The sequence below is a fragment of the Paenibacillus sp. 11B genome (assembly GCF_030487755.1).
GTDB lineage: Bacteria > Bacillota > Bacilli > Paenibacillales > Paenibacillaceae > Paenibacillus > Paenibacillus vandeheii.
In genome coordinates, this window is sequence record NZ_JAUKNS010000001.1 from 1,621,360 (window position 1) to 1,637,801 (window position 16,442).

The window sequence follows — 16,442 nt, forward strand, 5'->3', positions numbered from 1 at the left end:
CTCGTTCGTTAGTTGAGATTTAGCTAATAAAGCAAAAATCCAGTAACAGCTTAGTGCATTACCCAAATTCCGCCGGCCCAAATGGATAGAACCGTGATAAAGGTCTGATACACAACATCCATAATTAGATTACCGATGCTGTCTCCATCTACTTTGCGATTTTTAATCATGACATAAGTATGTGACCAAAGACCACTTAAACCGTATATGTACATCGTTACCAGCACGCCTACCCAAAAATTCCCTTGAAACCAGATCGCCATAATTCCCATTACACCCAGCCCAACCTGAGAAAAACCATACTTGACCTGAAATGGTCCGCCAGGCCATCCCAGCATTTTGGCAGTCTGATCGGCTCTGGCTATGTTGACAACGTAGCCAATAACTCCAACCAATCCAAATGTGACCACAAATTGATGAAGCAGCAGTACTCTACTAATCTCGCTCATTTCCCCCGGAAACCCTAGCATGTAGAGATGAATTCCCCCTGAGATTAGACCCAGCAACCATAGTACCAAAAACCACATCCTTGCCCACTCCCGCCGTTTCGTTATTTTGGAATCATTTGTAACTTCATGTACAACCTTGTAGATACACACATTATATAATCTCTTTTACATTTGTCAATTCGTACATAATTTACTATTTTGTCGAAGTATTTGTCACTTTTGTTCTCATATGCGCAATAAATATTTTCATATAGTTCTATAAAACTTCAAAAAAATAGGACTTAAACCCTGAATTTACATATCCCATCATAAATCCACCTTTTTTTTTTACGCTATGAAAGAACTACAACTCATTTATTTGAAATATATGTTAGTTCCCAAGGCATAGCTTAACAAAAAGAGCAGGATACCGAAGTCCCTGCTCTTTAATGTATTTTCCCTATCTTTTACCGCTTACTTAAAGAAACTACGTCAGCTCATCCCTTTATTTGTTGAGTTCATTCTCTGATTTCTGTTACTGAATAAAAAGAGATCTAAATCAGTTCCTGCTTCCGTTTCAAATACCCATATAACACCACTCCAGATGCCGCACAGATCACAGCACATAAACCGATGAATCCATATCCCGCCTGAAGTCCGCGCAGCAGCCCCAACTGAGTCGTTGAACCATACATATTCTTCACACCTTCAATCACCCAGCCAATCACATAGTTACCAATGACACTACCAACCCCCATCAAGGTAACCGTGAATGTAATCGCGGTGTCACTGCCGTTCGGATATCTGCGTGCGATAAACGCCATAACTGTTGGATAGATCATCGCTATGCCCGCGCCAGATATCGCAAAGAAAATCGCAAGACGCTCTCCCCCTGCAAGCGCCACGAATGTACATACTCCCGAGAAAGCCGAGAACAGAATCAGTGACAATACAAATCCGATCCGGTCAGTCAATGGTCCAAGCAGCAGGCGTCCCAGCGAGAACGTGAGGAAGAACGCAGATAATAACCCGGAGGCTTTGACCGTGTCCCACGCGTAGGCTTTTTCCAGAAAGTTAACGAGCCAACCACCTACCGCCAGTTCCGATACCACGCCAAAAGAAAGAATGAGCACCATCAGCCAAAGGGCAGGATCACGTGTTAACGTCTTAAGTGAAGTCCGATCTTCATGGGGAAGATCGTCCCCCGGGAATTTGCTGCGGAGCGCCGCGATGATCGGCAGCAGACAGAGTGACAACATCACCAGATACATGCCGCGCCAGTCCAGTACGTGTCCAAACACGCTCAACGACATCACCCCTGTCGCCAGCAAAGGTGCTACCGTTGAACTTAACCCATAGAAGAAATGGGACAGGTTCATCATCGTACCTGTGTTTTTCACAAAGATCCGCGCCCCCAGAATCGCCAGCGCAATCTCCAGCATGCCGTTACCGATATACATGAAGAAGTACGATGAAGCAAAGAGTGGATATGTTTGAGACACATAAATGAACACACCCGAGAGGATCATCGATGCAAACGATATGATGCTAACCGCCTTGATGCCCCATTTACGCACCAGGATGGCGGTGAAGGAGCAGGCGATGAGGTAACCCAGTGCGTTCAGGGACAATAACGTTCCGAGCTGTTTCTCATCCAGATTGAAGTCAAATTGAATGCGCGGGATGGCTGGTCCCTTAATATTTTCCGATATCCCGAATACGATAAATCCCAGAAAAATCGTTGCCAGTTGCATGGCGTACAGCTTGTTAAACTTTCGTTTGTTCCCTTGCGTACCTGCTTGCTGATTCAAATTAAGTTCCTCCATTGTGTCTATATAAGTTGAACCTAAAGGTCATTAACGCGGACACTCCGATGACAGAACAACCTTCCAATCGCTGTTATCCCCAGATTTTTTCGATTCCTTTTCCTAAGGGGAAATCTGGTGATAAGCGTATGCTTCCGATGTAGCTTTCTTTCAGAAAGCTTTTAGGCGACCGCTCCGCTTCTCCAGTTTTTTTCTGTCCTCTCCGTTACCTGTTTAATGAAATAGTTCATTTTATATAAAAGGATTGTTAGCTTACTGATCTGTTGATAGATCATATTTCTAATCAATGTTCGTCTACCATTGCTTCTCAATGACCTGGATGCGGTAGGTCAGGCTCTCCAGCGTCACGGCAACCAGCCCAGTCACATATTCGCGTCGTGTGTCTCTCTGGATAATCAACTCCGGCATATGATCCAATGGAATCATTCGATCCAGACAACCTTGCGTCAGGCCATCTCGCATGGCCGGGTCCATCGTATCCCCTGTTACGACAATCGTAGCCGGATTAATGATCGCAATAATGGATACCAGTGTCTGTACCGCCAGTTCCTGCAACCCTTCCGCTGTTTTCAACATCCGTAGCTGTTCTTCCCGTGACACGCCAAAAGGCAGAAAAGATACCTCGCCCCCAAATTGCGTGTTCCCTGTGAGCGGACGACCGTCAATAATAAAGCCCGCACCCGGAAAATGGTTCTCAGGAAACGTAACTACCGCGAAGTTCTTCTCTTCTTCAAACTGCTGCTGGTTGTACAATCCGTACACCGTGAGGTTCATATCGTTGCCAATGACAACTTCAACATCATCATACTGTTCCTTGAGCCTTGGCCCAAGCGGTTGACCCGCCAACTCCGACACATCACAAATGCCTATCACACCGTTGTGTGCCACCCCTGGTATACCAATGCCAATGGCCTGCACATTTTGGTTCTTTTCGATCAGACTCGCAATCAAATCCTCTACCACCATTACATTAATCTCATCCAAAATGAAAGTCTGTTTGTCCGCCATTTCACCGTTCAGATTGGCATATGTATGTGTGATCGAGTGAATGCCGCCCTCCGTTCGAATAATCAGGCACAGTACACTGGCGTAGTCCGCATTGAATTGATACCGACTCGCCGGTCTTCCCCCACTCGATTCGTCCGGGCCCAGATCGATAATCTCTCCGGTCTGAAGCAGTTCGTTCAGGATCGTGCCACATGTCGCAACGCTGAGTTTGGTCAGGTTCGCAATGGAAGCCTTGGTGCCTACGCCCATCGACCGGAGTGTGTTCTTCACAAGTTCAACGTTGATCCGCTTCACCTGTTGGGTGTTGTGTGATGTAGGTAACATCGTTAGTTGTATGCCTCCTTCCGTTCATCTCGAACCATTCAATGAATGTTTTTAAAAGTATTTTAATAATTGAAGCGTAGGGGGATTCGGGAGGAAAGTCAATGCTAAATTGGGAGCAAAAATCGTTTGGATGGAAAGGCAAAAAGACAGTTCAAGATCATCTTATATGATCCTGCACTGTCCTTTAGTTAAGGTGACTTTATGTATACTGACTCATTTGATGGGCCAAGATGCTCTTCTCCAGTCGAACTTCAAATAACTTTCGATTCAAATCCTGTTCTATGGAATGAAGGTGATATGCTGCTTGTTTCACGGTATCCATCTCTAGCACACCTGCTTGCTTTGCGATAATGTCCATGGCGTCCAGAATGAGTTTGTTGCATGTGATCAGTTGGGCCACGTAATCGTCTTCTTGTTCGATGAGTTGTACGTACTGCAAAGCGAGGTCATCGCTGTTGGTACTTGTCATGTCACCACTCCTTTGTTAAGGAGAAGATATCACATCCAATGAGAGAATGTGGTACGCCATTGCGTAATAGATACAATATTACTTAATATCAAATTTTTTATTATTTTTGAGGAGTGAATTTACTACTGAACTCTCCTCAGAATTTAGCATGTTTATCTGTAATTCTTTCGAATCATGAAGTTCACTTATCTTTCCTAAGCTAGAATAAAAGTAATTATGACTTATAAAATTAATATTATCTTTAGGAATTAAATCTTTATTCAACTCAAAAACATTAGATGAATCTGCTATTAAGTAACTTTTATCTATATCTGTATGAATTATATGTTTATTATTAAAGGCTGTTCCATCCTTTAGTATGAAGTTGGCTGAGATTTGCGAGTGTCCAATATATTTAAATAACTTTTTTGTCCGCAAAAGCAAAAAAAAGTATAAAACTGTAATCATCACTAAGGCACTAATAGTGGAAGGGTCAAAATCTCTAATTAATAACAACACACTAAGTGGATCATCTGCATTTTCACCTAGAACGTTCCCTTGCATACTTAGAATTTTATTTATCACCCAACCATATAATAATGAATAGTGGACTAAATATATCAAAATGAAAATCATTAAGCCAAGTATTAACCATTTTCTTCTTTTTAGTGTACTCTTTTTATTATATGCCCAAGAAGTAATAGCACTCTGCATTTTTTTAAATGATAAAATTTGAATAATTGCTAGAAAGAAAAATAAATAAAAAAGTGCATAGCCTACGTTACTAAAAACAAATACAATTTCATTGCTCATCCATTTATAAAGAGAAGAAGACATTAGTACAGCGTAAATTCCTGCACTTATTACTATTAAAGTCCATATGTATGCAAATCTAAAAAATTTCATTGTACTTCCCATATAAAATATTTCCTCAAGTGACACAAAGAAACGCAATGGATTCTTAGTCATTTTTAAATATGTAGTAAAGACATAAAATACAACTGTACCTAAAAAACCTGAAAAAGCAATAACTGGATTGTAGAAAGCCTCCATAATATCATCCCTTCTCAACATTTAATTCCACTTGTTCCTAATTATTTATTAACCTCCTATATTGTTTATTATATAACGTTTCAATTAATAGTGGAGTGAAATATGATTAATTATTCCATTACTTAACACAAAATTATCAACATTCATTTAATTTTCTCAACACTATCACATTTGACAACCCCCCTCAAAAAAGCCTATCCTAATAACGAACCAACCATTCACTATTAAGGAGTCGTTCCAATGGTGCAAGCCAAGAAAGACGAAGTCAGGAAAGAGATTGAATACGCGGCGCTCAAGGTCTTTTTTGAAAAAGGCTATGTGGATGCCAAGATGAGCGATATCGCGGATGAGATCAATATTTCCGTGGGCAATATCTATACTTATTTTAAGAACAAGAAAGAACTATTCTACGCCGTCGTGCCGCCGGATCTGGTGGATTATTTAAAGAATGTGTTGGTGGAGACGATTCACTTTGATAACCAGACCTTGTTCGAGGAAACGGATAGCGAGCGGAAGTCGGCGCTGTTGCAGGAACAGGTGGATGTACTACGTAAATACCGGAATCAGATTGTCATCATCTTCGAAAAGAATAAAGGCACCATCTACACCAACGCCAAGAATGAACTTGTCGAGTTGATGATCGAAACCAAGAAGGCCTATCTCAAAAATCAATATAAACGGTATGAGATTGGCACTGAGGAGAACTTGATCTTGCTGAACATTCTCGCGCACAATGTAATCGATATGAACTTGGAACTGTTGAAGCGGGATATGAGTGAGGACAGCCGGAAGCAAATTTTTGAAGCGTTGTATGTATACAGACTGTACGGCATGAAGAGTTTGAACGAATAATGCTCGAAGGCCTACAAGCCCTTTCCTACGAAAGATCACCAGTCGTCGCACAGCGTGCAGATTAGATGAATTTCTACTTGGTTTGCACGCAAAAAATAAGCACCGCGATTCACTCTATTTTTTTGATTCAAAAATGAATTTATAATTCACTTTTAGACAAAAACTGCTCTCTACCATTTAACCAATACAAGCTACTGTCCTATCCAAACTAGATGAGTTGAACATACATGTACACGATAAAAGACTTTTATAGCCTCACCTACATCCAAAGGAGGGACATAACATGAACACCGCTTACGCATTGAAAAACGTCAATCTGATCCACGGCGACTCAAGTCGCAACCTGCAAAAAAACATGGCCATTCTCGTCAATGAACAAGGACTTATTCAGGATATCGGCCAATATAACGAACTACTTATCCCTAGACACTACACAACAATCGACCTCTCAGGGAAATACGTGATGCCAGCACTGATTAATGCACACGTGCACCTCTTTGCAGATGGTAAACCGTTCAGTCTATCCGTTAGTGAAGGCTTGTTGCAGTTTGCCTATGATCGAATATTGAACACCAAGTTTGGTAGAAACGTTTTGAAAAAACGTTTTGAAAAAACGAATGAAACGCAACGCCCTGACCGCACTCCATGCGGGTGTGACAACGATGCGTAGTGTGGGGGAATTCTTTTACACGGACGTCCGGTTGCGGGATGAGATTAATAATGGTGACTTTGTCGGCCCCAATCTGCTCGTATCCGGTTTTTTCCTGAGTGTCACGGGTGGACATGGTGCTCCATTCCTCGCTCTGGTGGGCGACTCCCCGTGGGAAGCACGGAAAAATGTACGGCTAAATGTGAAACACGGCGTAGATCTGATCAAAATCTGTGTGACGGGTGGCGTGACGGATGCAAAAATGGTGGGCGAAGCTGGCCGTTTACAGATGACGGTGGACGAAGTTGCAGCGATCTGCGATGAAGCCCACAAGATCGGTTTGCGGGTAGCAGCCCATGTGGAAAGCACGGAAGGCGTAAGGGTTGCGTTGAAGGGTGGCGTCGATACCATTGAGCATGGTTCGGAGATGGACGACGAAATCATCCATTTGTACAAAAATAATCCCAATGCCCTGAATGGCTACACCGCACTCATCCCCACCCTGCAAGCCGCTTATCCATCCGCTTCACTGGATACCAGCGTAACGAAGGTAAGTGCAACGGTAAAAGAGAATTCCAGACTGGTCTACGATTCCATGCTCAAAGGCGTAAAACAAGCGATCGAAAACGACATCACCATTGGTATCGGCACTGATGCCGCCATGCCTTATGTGACTCACTATGATATGTGGAGAGAGATGGATCACTACATGAGACAGACCAATCTGAACAACAAACAGGTCCTTGACATGGTGACCCGAACCAATGCGAAGATCCTCGGTGTTGACGATGTTACAGGGACAATGGATATCGGAAAACATGCCGATCTGATTATTATGGAGCAAAATCCTCTGGAACATATTGAGGCCTTGTCAGACATCTCTACGGTCATGGTCAAAGGAAATCTAATTCAAACACCATCTGTAACGAGAATAAAAGAAGTAGACGATGTTCTAAACTCAGTTTGGTGAGTTCAGAATTGAGAAAAGGATCAGGAGTGAAATCATGCTTGGTATATTGATCAATTGTTAATTATATGCGAAAGTACCCTTGGAGCCATCTCCAAAAAGTTCATGAATGACGGATACAAATCCATTTTGAATCAAGTGATTGGAATCAGTGCACTCATCATAGGCATTAGTACAACCATGAGCAGCATATCAACCAGCCAATATCAGATTATATTTATCATCTTCCTGACCTTAGGCAGGATCACTGGGCAACTGATTAATTTTGAGAACATCTTGTCCAACATCATGACCAAATTCTCATCCAATGGCTAAATGAAGGATTAACTGTTGCCATATCATTGCTGTGCGTGGGATCGATCCCGATCCTGGGACCACTCCAAAGTGCACTACAGGGGGATAACAACTTTTTGAAAATCAATACGATTTTTTCGGGCATTACGTCATTGATTCTGGCTTCTACCTTCGGTATCGGCATCATCTTTCGGCGTTCATTCTATTGGTCATCGCAGTCCTGGTCTTCTTCTCGGCTGATTTCTTATCCGTCTTCATGACGACGAACATCATGAACGAAATTACTCTGATTGGTGGCATCCTGCGCTTTGTACGGGGTTAAACATCTTGAAAATCACAATTATCAAGGTATTGAACCTGCTGCCTGCCTTATTTGTTCCTATCTTTTTGTTATAGAATTAATTATTCCATCCCTTGCCCTCCAGGATTGGCTGCATATATTTCACTATTCGTGACACTTTCGTTTTGGATTGCTTTCACTTACATAATAAATGCTACATACTGTTAAGTACATTGAGGAAGGATGAAAAGATTGAAAGCAAAAAAAATTGGGCCTTTTGTCTGGATAAGCAGCTTTGTCGTGATGCTTCTGGTAGTTGTCTATTTTGTATTTTTTTCGGATATTATGAAAGGATGGCCTTCACCAGCAAAGGAACAACAATATTACACAGGCACCGTCGTTGAAATAAAAGAGCAAAACAGTAAAGTAGACGGAGACAAGGTACTTTACTCCATCGTCCTAGATAATGGGGAATATCTGAATGTAACAAAAAATTCGAGGTTTTATGTTACTTCGAGTGACTTCTATCAAGCAGATGCAAAATTCAGTAAAATGCGAATCGAAGCTGATTTCAACGATGTTAATGTAGGTGATAAAATTGAAAGTTGGACGAGACAAGTAAATAATCATTTATTTGAAATATATGAGTTAACTATAAAATAAACAAAGGCCATCCCTCTCAGGTGGCCTTTGTTTATCATTCTTTTATTAAGATTACACGTACATCGCCATCAACAATTTATAGATCATTGCTGCGGCTTCCGCACGGGTCGTCATATTTCCAGCACGAACCGTATTGTCGGTATATCCGTCCACAATCTTGGCCTGAACGGCTGTATTCAGTGCTTCCTGCGCCCAAGACGGCGTTTGCGTCGCATCAGTGAAGCTTGGTTTTACAGTATCTCCACTCGCTCCCGACTGTGCATCTGCACTTAACTTCAGCGCATTCGCCATCATCACAGCCATCTCGGCACGAGTGATCGTCTGATTAGGCTTGAATGTGTTATCTCCATAGCCCTTCACGATTCCGGCTTGTACTGCTGCGGCGATGTCGCTCTTCGCCCAGTCTGGCAGATTGCTTTGGTCTGCAAATGTCGTATCCGACTGCACAGACTTCAAGGCCAGTGCCTTACTGATCAACGTAACAAACTCTGCCCGTGTAATCTTCTTGGATGGTTGGAATGTACCATCTGTGTACCCCTGGATTACGTCCATGCCAATCAAACGATCTGCATAGTCGGATGCCCAGTGTCCGTTCAGATCGGACAAATTGGCTGGTACGTAACTGGACACCACGAAGGTTCCCAGATGATTCACATTCGTCGTTACCGTTCCTGCTGCGTCTGTCTTCCCGCCGACAAATACCCAGCTCTGACGAGCTTCATTATAATAGTAGATTGCTGGCTGTGTTCCTTGAGGTAGATTGGAAGCGTCATATTGCAAGCTAAGTGCTGCCTGCTCATCCAATGTCCGTCCGCCAGTGCGGCTGATTTGTACCGCTTGACTCAATACGTTCAGCGAAGCTGCATTCTGCAATTGGTCCTTGGACACGACAGATAGCTGCAATGTATCTTTTTCCCCAATGGCTCCAGCCGGAGCGTTGAATTGCACGATGTCTTTGAGACCCGTTTGTACAGGTTGATTCGCTTCGACCTCTACTTTCACTTCAGTTGATGAATCTGACCCCGTATCCGGGTTGGTTGGTGTGGTTGGAACGGTAGGCGTTGTTGGCACACTTGGTGTGCTTCCCCCAGAATTCCCGCCTGAGTTGCCCCCATTACCATCGCCATTGCCCGAACGGGCTTGCACGGTAACCGTACGTGTCACTTCTTGTGCCACATTTCCAGCAATATCTTTCACGTTATAACGAAGGGTGTAGATCCCCACTGCTTGTGTGTTCACTGTGCCGGCAATCTGCACGGAACCACGGATGCCCACATTATCGGCAGCCTGTGCTCCAGGCTCGTTATACGTATCTCCCACCGTTAATGTCATCTGGCTGCTGCCTTGCAGGGTGATGACAGGGATTTCGCGGTCTATTTTGACCACCAAAGGTAAAGTATACATTTCGTTCAAATCGTCTGTCGCTCTGAATAACAGCTTATGCTCTCCAGCCTCGGTTATCTCCAAAGGTGTATTCTCCGTATATGGCTCATACGTCTGACCTCCATCAAGAGACAGCTCGATCGTCGCCGAAGTGGCTGGCGCGTAAACTGCGCTGGTTACACTAACCGTTACGGACTGGTTTGTCCATGTATCCGTATGATACGGCTCGCTGTCAGCAGTGGTCATCTTGCTTTTTAACACTAATACCTGATTATTTGTTCCTTCCACAATGACAGTGAACGTTCTTGTATCCGTTTCGCTGCCACGTTGTACCGTTGCCGTCAATTCCAGTCGCTTATTATTCTCAGGCTGTGTCAGAAGTTTCCCCTGTGCATCCATCAATTCCGGGTTTGAGCTGGACCAGCTAATCGTGGCTCCATGTTTTCCTTCAACAGGAAGGGTAAGGTCGGAAGTGACCGCGTTCAGATCACCCAGATCAATCGCTTGAAGCGTATCCGTTACCGCCTGTGCATCACTGTAAGGGGTAGCACTCACGAAGATCGGATTGGAGTAGAACCACAGATCGCGATAGTTCTGATCATTGATCTCGTTGAAACGAGTCTCTGCATCAGCTGTTGTGATTTTGGGATCAAGCTGCGGTTCACCATCTACAGTCTCACCAGCAACGTTCATACCCAGATTTGTACCGCGCAGGCGATAATATTTATCCTGGTCGGTGGCTTTGATTTTGTACGTGATGACATGGTAACCTTCGGCATCTGTCGTCCAATCGTTGGACGTGAAGGTTGCCAGTACTTTAGTAGAGTCATTAGTGTCTTTGGAATAGGCAGCTGTGCCCTTCTCCGCCTTGCCCGTCACATCTCCCGCGATGAGATCAACGTGATCAACCACCGGTATTTGTCCAGCAGACGTGCCGCTGTTGATTGGTTTTTCATAGTTGTTGCTCGTGGTTGGACTCTTGAACCGGATTTTCAGTTCCACTTCGTCGCCTTGGGTCACACCCAGATCTCCGCCCATTTCAGCCTGAGTGCCCGCGCCGGAAGCCGTGAAGTCCAGTGCGTTAATCAGATCACCGAATACGGAAAATGATTTTCCCGAACGCAGTCCTTCCAGCACGGCTTGCATACCTGTACCATCAACCCACGAATAAGTCTTGGCATATTCTCCCGGAAAATAACCGCTGGAATTCGTGCCAATGGTCTTGAAATGGTAGTCCGAATTGCCGTAGTTCCAGAAATGACGCCCATCTCCCAGCAATGCATCCCACAGACCGCCCACCTTGGCGACCATATAGTCCACACCGCCGTATGTACGATATTTGTATCCATCATCTGCTGTTGGATTAGCAACGTTGTATGTTGTGTTATACCCGCCGCGATCCGGTTCCATCTGGTTGCCCAGCATGCCTTCGATCCCGAATACAACTTGCGGGGCCAGATCGTTGAACTCACGGAAGTCCGCGATGGTATATTTGTTTTTGCCGCGTGAAGGATGGTTGATCATCGCATAACTTGTCGTTGGATACTTGGTTGCCAGCCAATTGATAGCAGCCAGTGCATCCTGATGAGTCGTATAGGCACGTCCCCCCGTCAGATTCCAATTCGCTACGTCAGCCGCATCGAACAGATTCGCATCCCGATTGGTAAAACGATATTCAAATTCGTTTGCAGCTTCCAGCGCTTCGGTCGAATTCGGCTCATCCGTCAGAATCCCCACTCCAACGTGTTCATGCGTCGGCATGTCCCATTCGAAACCGGAGAAAATCGTCTTGCCTGCGTATTTGCCTGCTTCCTGAAGTGCTTTGATCTGTGGCACCTGATATTCGTTCATCCCCTGGGACATCGGAATCGATCCGCCTGGAATGTCTACTCCGTTGTGATCCCGCTTGGATAACCGCAAATGATCCGTAAGCGCGATCCAGTCCAGACCATACTTCGTCAGACCCGCGTCGAGTACATTTTCCAGCGAATTCTGCGCATCATCGGACTCAAAGGTATGTACGTGCAAATCTCCCGTTTGCCATGAACCTGTTGCCGAGCTGTTGGTTGGTGTGTTATCTCCCGCATCTGCATACGTTACTGCAGCAGGAAAAGCACCCATAACCAGGCCTGTAGCCAGTGGTATAAGCGTAAGCATAGCGAGCATTTTCTTTCCTTTATTATTGAACAAAATCATCCCACCACCCGTTCTGAGTTGTTGTGTCGGGAATAATATAAGAGACTTTGGGGGGCAGGGTCAACGCATTGAAAGCGCCTATTAAAAATTTGACATCCCCCTGCATCGATTTACATTTCGTTAACGAATTCTTTTTGCTGTATCTAAGAAAATCATGCTCTGTCTTACTCCATATTGAGGAGTTGAAATGTACTAGAGAGAGGTTGCAAGAGGGTGAATAAAAATTCAGATTTTGTTCACCATTCAGGAAAGTTCCACCACAGCTAGTGGATCATTAGGAAGATGACTGGCGTAACAGGGGCGATAAAGAGCTGATAATGAAGGGCTTTGTAAACATCTGAGCGTAGAGCATTGGCCGGATATAAAAAAAAGAACCTACGAATGCATAGGCGCAATGCGTCCTGAATCCGTAAGTACCCTGGGTTTGGACTGGATTTTGACTTAGCTTTTACATGTTTACTTCTGTGAAGCGAGAGTTAACGAGTTGTGAAATGTGGGCATTCTCCACTTAATATTTAACTAGAAATATTCTCCCAATAAACCGATAATGTTGAAGATGGCACTGGCTCATTAGACATAGAACAAGATACATAGAAGGAGTTGCACACTTTTGAGAAGATTTTATCCAGGTTTGGGGCTAACTATTATAGCTTTAATTTTACTATTACTAGGCTCTGCTCCAACAGAAGCAGCATTGAAGAAAGTAACCTTAAAACTGTCCGATGGATCAACGTATTATGGCGAAGTTCTAGACGGGAAGCCTCATGGAAAAGGAACCGCCCGCTGGGGGAAATCTGAAATGTACTCAGGGGACTGGGTGAATGGAAGGCGGCAAGGTAAAGGCAAGTATACATATAAATTAGTCGAAGGTGCGGGTGTGCCCTTTGATGATTATGATGAATCTAACATGGGTCACGGAACAGGTGAATTCACTACAAGAACCTACACCGGATCGTGGATTAATGGTACATATCATGGCAAAGGAAAAGAAATTACGCAATGGTTAGAAGTACAGTATCTCACTGCTGATGGTGAAGTTCACCCTATACTTGGGAGTTACATAAACTCAATTAATGATGGAACATTCAATCAAGGCAAGATGTCTCAGGGATATTACGCAATCCACTCTTCAGATATTGTCTCATTAGGGTATAAGGATCACACGACGACAATTACTCTCGAAAATTATTATTTCAATGGAAAGGTAAGCGGGGACCCGTACTTTTTTGACACGATTATCAGTTTTCAAAAGAAACACGATTCTTCAGATATATATATGGGGATTAAACCATCCGAATTCTCCAAAGGCACAATAACCAGCGGCAAATTCACGGGGTCTACGTATCTAATCGATTATGGTAATTCAGTTAGTTATTCTAAACAAGTCGTAAAGAACGATAATGTATTAAAAGAGAATTACATAACGTTGGCCACCTTTGATAAGGATCGCAAGAAAATTCTTAATGAATTCCTTCAAGCGATCAAACCTTATTCAGCCAAACTCAATAACATATCCGACGAGATCATGTCATTAAAAGACATCAACTATAAGGGAATGATTCCCTAGGTAGTGGAGGTCACTAAATGAGAAAAAAACGATGGAAAAGAAAACACTACCTTTTTCAGATATAAGCCTCCACAGCTTCCTTGGAAACTGTGAGGATCCCCCTCACTAACCATTAAACCCATTAAACTGCCGAAGCATAGAGGTGAAACGTTCCAGTTCTTCATCATTCCATCCCGATATGCGTTCATAAAAAGTTGACTCCTTCTCCTTGAGCGCACCCACCGTTGATTGTTGACCAAGCTCCGTCAAAGACAACAAAACGCCGCGCCGATCTTCGGGGTCCGGCTCCTTGCTTACATACCCTGCCTTCTCAAGTTGTTTAATCAGACGGCTTACCGAACTGCGGTCCATTGCCGTCGCTTCTGCCAAAGCTGCTGCGCTTGTAGGACCGTAAGAATACAACCACCGCACCAAATGAAAAGCGGCAGGCTGCATAGTCGCATCAAAACGCTCGGCAGATCGAACATTAAGCGCATGCGAAGCACTAATTAGCGCATGGATCTGCTCACCAAGTGCCAGTTCCAGGGTTTCTCTGTCTTTTGTTTTAACTGGATTTTCACTCATTATTATGGTTCCCCTCTCCTCGATACAGCAAAACAGGATTTTAAATATATAGTTGACAAATATCAATTAATATTTATAGTTGATTTATGTCCATTATATATTCCAACCCTATTCGTGTCAAAAGGAGACCTCATTATGAAAACAACACACCCCATTATTGTGATCACCGGAGCAACCAGCGGCTTAGGTCAGCTTGCTGCCATGGAACTTGCGAAACGCGGTGCACACCTTTTACTCACAGCCCGAAGCGAAGAACGCGCCGAGACCACCAGAAACAAAATCAGGGAAATTGCGCCATCTGCCAAGATCAACTTTTTCTTTGGAGATTTGTCTTTACTGAGCGATGTAAAACGTATAGGGCTTGAAATTGCAGCCACTTATCCGCGTATCAATGTTCTTTTGAATAACGCGGGTCTTCATGCTTTTGAACAAAGAGTCACTTCCGAAGGGTTTTCCGAGATGATGGCCGTGAACTATTTGGCTCCTTGGCTCCTAACGCACACGTTGCATACGTCTCTGGTTCAGGCAGGCCACGCCAGAGTCGTCAATGTTGCATCTGAAGCCTCGCGGAATCATGGAAAACTGATGCTGCCCGATGATTTGACGGATACCAATCCCTTTACTGCACGCGGCTCCTCCGCCATCTATGGCAAAACCAAACTGCTCAATATTATGTTTACTGGCGAGCTTGCCCGTCAATGGGATGGAACTGGAATTCGAGTGAATGCTTTGAATCCAGGTTTTAATGTTACAGGTCTTGGACGAGAGTTATGGTTTGCGAGTGTGCTTGAGCATATTCTAACGTTTTTGCATATCGGCGACCCACGGCGGGGTGCGGATATCATGACTCGTTTGGCAGTGGAATCGGAATATAGTGAAGTTTCGGGAGGATATTTCAATGTTGGAAGCGGGGCATCCATTACTCCTGTGTATCCGGGCGGAGATGCTGGAATGCAAAACAAGCTGTGGAAGGTGACGACACAATTACTGAAACAACGTGGTCTGTTGGAATAATCGAAAATAGAAAAAGCCTTTCAGATCATGTCTGAAAGACTTCCACCTCTTAAAAATTCATACTCAACCAAATCGGCCACTAATATAGTCCTGCGTACGCGAATCAACGGGCTCGGCGAACATGTCTTGGGTAGCGGAGTATTCCACGACCTCCCCATTCAGGAAAAACACCGTCTGCTGGGAAACCCGAGCTGCTTGCTGCATATTGTGCGTAACCATCACGATGGTATAGCGTTCCTTCAATTCATGCGTCAGTTCCTCAATTTTGAACGTCGAGACGGGATCGAGCGATGCGGTAGCTTCATCCATCAGCAGAATGTCCGGCTCGACCGCGAGTGCACGTGCGATGCAGAGGCGCTGCTGCTGCCCTCCGGACAGGCTTAGCGCTGAACGCTTCAGGTTATCCTTCACTTCGTCCCACAGGACAGCGGATCGAAGACTCTGCTCCACAATTTCATCCAGCTTCTTTTTGCCATGAATACCGTGCTGTTTTGGGCCAAAGGCCACATTTTCATAGATGGATTTCGGAAAAGGATTCGGTTGTTGAAACACCATTCCGATTTTCTTGCGTAAGGATTCCACATGCACTTCACCATTGTAGATATCCGTTCCGCCCACAGCCACCTTACCTTCGATCCGTGTTCCAGGGATCCGATCATTCATGCGGTTGAGTGTACGCAGCAGCGTGGATTTCCCACACCCGGACGGCCCGATAAAAGCGGTAATGGCCCGCTCCGGGATTTCAATGGAAACATCCTTAAGCGCTTGGAACTCGCCGTAATATAAATTCAGTTTGTTGATTTCAATGATTGGCTGCACAACGTGCCCTCCCGGTGTTGAATTAGAGTATATTGCTGGATGAATACGGTGAGCTCCATAAGATTCTTATATTCTGTTGGTGTGATGTGTGATGCGTCTATTGAATG

Annotated in this window: 16 protein-coding genes; 8 read left to right on the forward strand and 8 right to left on the reverse strand. The window is 44.3% G+C overall.

Annotated elements, in window-relative coordinates; all coding sequences use genetic code 11:
• Positions 1 to 50: 50 nt before the first annotated feature.
• The 5 genes from Q0V21_RS07130 to Q0V21_RS07150 all read right to left on the reverse strand — a co-directional run bounded on the left by Q0V21_RS07130 (position 51) and on the right by Q0V21_RS07150 (position 5,087).
• Entirely contained in the window at positions 51 to 527 is a 477-nt protein-coding gene (locus Q0V21_RS07130) for a DUF6790 family protein (protein ID WP_179132915.1), read from the reverse strand.
• 455 nt (positions 528 to 982) lie between these two features.
• Positions 983 to 2,182 (reverse strand): MFS transporter, encoded by a 1,200-nt coding sequence (locus tag Q0V21_RS07135; protein WP_301878445.1) that lies wholly within the window; start codon positions 2,180 to 2,182, stop codon positions 983 to 985.
• A 366-nt stretch (positions 2,183 to 2,548) separates the two neighbouring features.
• Entirely contained in the window at positions 2,549 to 3,586 is a 1,038-nt protein-coding gene (locus Q0V21_RS07140; RefSeq protein ID WP_301878184.1) for an ROK family protein, read from the reverse strand.
• Positions 3,587 to 3,785: 199 nt separating this feature from the next.
• Positions 3,786 to 4,055 (reverse strand): hypothetical protein, encoded by a 270-nt coding sequence (locus tag Q0V21_RS07145; RefSeq protein ID WP_301878185.1) that lies wholly within the window; start codon positions 4,053 to 4,055, stop codon positions 3,786 to 3,788.
• 78 nt (positions 4,056 to 4,133) lie between these two features.
• Positions 4,134 to 5,087: a hypothetical protein gene (locus tag Q0V21_RS07150; RefSeq protein ID WP_301878186.1), complete on the reverse strand. Its 954-nt coding sequence runs from the start codon at positions 5,085 to 5,087 to the stop codon at positions 4,134 to 4,136.
• 240 nt (positions 5,088 to 5,327) lie between these two features.
• On the opposite strand from Q0V21_RS07150, the gene Q0V21_RS07155 reads away from it, so the two are divergent.
• The 6 genes from Q0V21_RS07155 (at position 5,328) to Q0V21_RS07180 (ending at position 8,792) form a co-directional block, all read left to right on the forward strand.
• On the forward strand, positions 5,328 to 5,939 hold the full coding sequence (locus tag Q0V21_RS07155) for a TetR/AcrR family transcriptional regulator (RefSeq protein WP_301878187.1): 612 nt from the start codon (positions 5,328 to 5,330) through the stop codon (positions 5,937 to 5,939).
• 283 nt (positions 5,940 to 6,222) lie between these two features.
• Entirely contained in the window at positions 6,223 to 6,609 is a 387-nt protein-coding gene (locus tag Q0V21_RS07160; RefSeq protein ID WP_301878188.1) for a hypothetical protein, read from the forward strand.
• A complete protein-coding gene (locus Q0V21_RS07165; RefSeq protein ID WP_301878189.1) occupies positions 6,602 to 7,558 on the forward strand; it encodes an amidohydrolase family protein in 957 nt (318 codons plus the stop codon). Before Q0V21_RS07160 ends, Q0V21_RS07165 begins: the two co-directional genes overlap by 8 nt.
• A gap of 54 nt (positions 7,559 to 7,612) precedes the next feature.
• The gene (locus tag Q0V21_RS07170) at positions 7,613 to 7,870 is read left to right on the forward strand and encodes a DUF554 family protein (RefSeq protein ID WP_301878190.1); all 258 of its coding nucleotides are present in this window, start codon (positions 7,613 to 7,615) and stop codon (positions 7,868 to 7,870) included.
• Entirely contained in the window at positions 7,858 to 8,109 is a 252-nt protein-coding gene (locus Q0V21_RS07175) for a DUF554 family protein (protein WP_483312366.1), read from the forward strand. Before Q0V21_RS07170 ends, Q0V21_RS07175 begins: the two co-directional genes overlap by 13 nt.
• A 272-nt stretch (positions 8,110 to 8,381) precedes the next feature.
• Positions 8,382 to 8,792, forward strand: coding sequence for a hypothetical protein (locus Q0V21_RS07180; protein ID WP_301878191.1), 411 nt, complete (start codon positions 8,382 to 8,384; stop codon positions 8,790 to 8,792).
• 51 nt (positions 8,793 to 8,843) lie between these two features.
• Here the strand turns inward: Q0V21_RS07180 and Q0V21_RS07185 are convergent, their stop codons facing one another.
• Positions 8,844 to 12,365 carry an S-layer homology domain-containing protein gene (locus Q0V21_RS07185; RefSeq protein ID WP_301878192.1) on the reverse strand — a complete coding sequence of 1,174 codons (3,522 nt, stop codon included), beginning with the start codon at positions 12,363 to 12,365 and terminating at the stop codon, positions 8,844 to 8,846.
• A 616-nt stretch (positions 12,366 to 12,981) separates the two neighbouring features.
• On the opposite strand from Q0V21_RS07185, the gene Q0V21_RS07190 reads away from it, so the two are divergent.
• Positions 12,982 to 13,938 carry an MORN repeat-containing protein gene (locus Q0V21_RS07190; protein ID WP_301878193.1) on the forward strand — a complete coding sequence of 319 codons (957 nt, stop codon included), beginning with the start codon at positions 12,982 to 12,984 and terminating at the stop codon, positions 13,936 to 13,938.
• Between the two features lie 105 nt (positions 13,939 to 14,043).
• Here the strand turns inward: Q0V21_RS07190 and Q0V21_RS07195 are convergent, their stop codons facing one another.
• Entirely contained in the window at positions 14,044 to 14,502 is a 459-nt protein-coding gene (locus Q0V21_RS07195) for a MarR family winged helix-turn-helix transcriptional regulator (RefSeq protein WP_301878194.1), read from the reverse strand.
• A gap of 135 nt (positions 14,503 to 14,637) precedes the next feature.
• Here Q0V21_RS07195 and Q0V21_RS07200 point away from each other — a divergent pair, with 135 nt between their 5' ends.
• Positions 14,638 to 15,516, forward strand: a complete 879-nt coding sequence (locus Q0V21_RS07200; RefSeq protein WP_301878195.1) for an SDR family NAD(P)-dependent oxidoreductase — start codon at positions 14,638 to 14,640, stop codon at positions 15,514 to 15,516.
• Between the two features lie 63 nt (positions 15,517 to 15,579).
• On the opposite strand, the gene pstB is transcribed toward Q0V21_RS07200, so the two are convergent.
• Entirely contained in the window at positions 15,580 to 16,335 is a 756-nt protein-coding gene (gene pstB / locus Q0V21_RS07205; RefSeq protein WP_301878196.1) for a phosphate ABC transporter ATP-binding protein PstB, read from the reverse strand.
• Positions 16,336 to 16,442 lie beyond the last annotated feature (107 nt).

Bases quoted from the DNA above. Each gene is read 5' to 3' on its own strand.
- Q0V21_RS07140 (WP_301878184.1), bottom strand. From the start codon at position 3,586: ATGTTACCTACATCACACAACACCCAACAGGTGAAGCGGATCAACGTT.
- Q0V21_RS07200 (WP_301878195.1), top strand. From the start codon at position 14,638: ATGAAAACAACACACCCCATTATTGTGATCACCGGAGCAACCAGCGGC.
- Q0V21_RS07145 (WP_301878185.1), bottom strand. From the start codon at position 4,055: ATGACAAGTACCAACAGCGATGACCTCGCTTTGCAGTACGTACAACTC.
- Q0V21_RS07150 (WP_301878186.1), bottom strand. From the start codon at position 5,087: ATGGAGGCTTTCTACAATCCAGTTATTGCTTTTTCAGGTTTTTTAGGT.
- Q0V21_RS07165 (WP_301878189.1), top strand. From the start codon at position 6,602: ATGCGTAGTGTGGGGGAATTCTTTTACACGGACGTCCGGTTGCGGGAT.
- Q0V21_RS07155 (WP_301878187.1), top strand. From the start codon at position 5,328: ATGGTGCAAGCCAAGAAAGACGAAGTCAGGAAAGAGATTGAATACGCG.
- Q0V21_RS07130 (WP_179132915.1), bottom strand. From the start codon at position 527: ATGTGGTTTTTGGTACTATGGTTGCTGGGTCTAATCTCAGGGGGAATT.
- Q0V21_RS07135 (WP_301878445.1), bottom strand. From the start codon at position 2,182: ATGCAACTGGCAACGATTTTTCTGGGATTTATCGTATTCGGGATATCG.
- Q0V21_RS07160 (WP_301878188.1), top strand. From the start codon at position 6,223: ATGAACACCGCTTACGCATTGAAAAACGTCAATCTGATCCACGGCGAC.
- Q0V21_RS07195 (WP_301878194.1), bottom strand. From the start codon at position 14,502: ATGAGTGAAAATCCAGTTAAAACAAAAGACAGAGAAACCCTGGAACTG.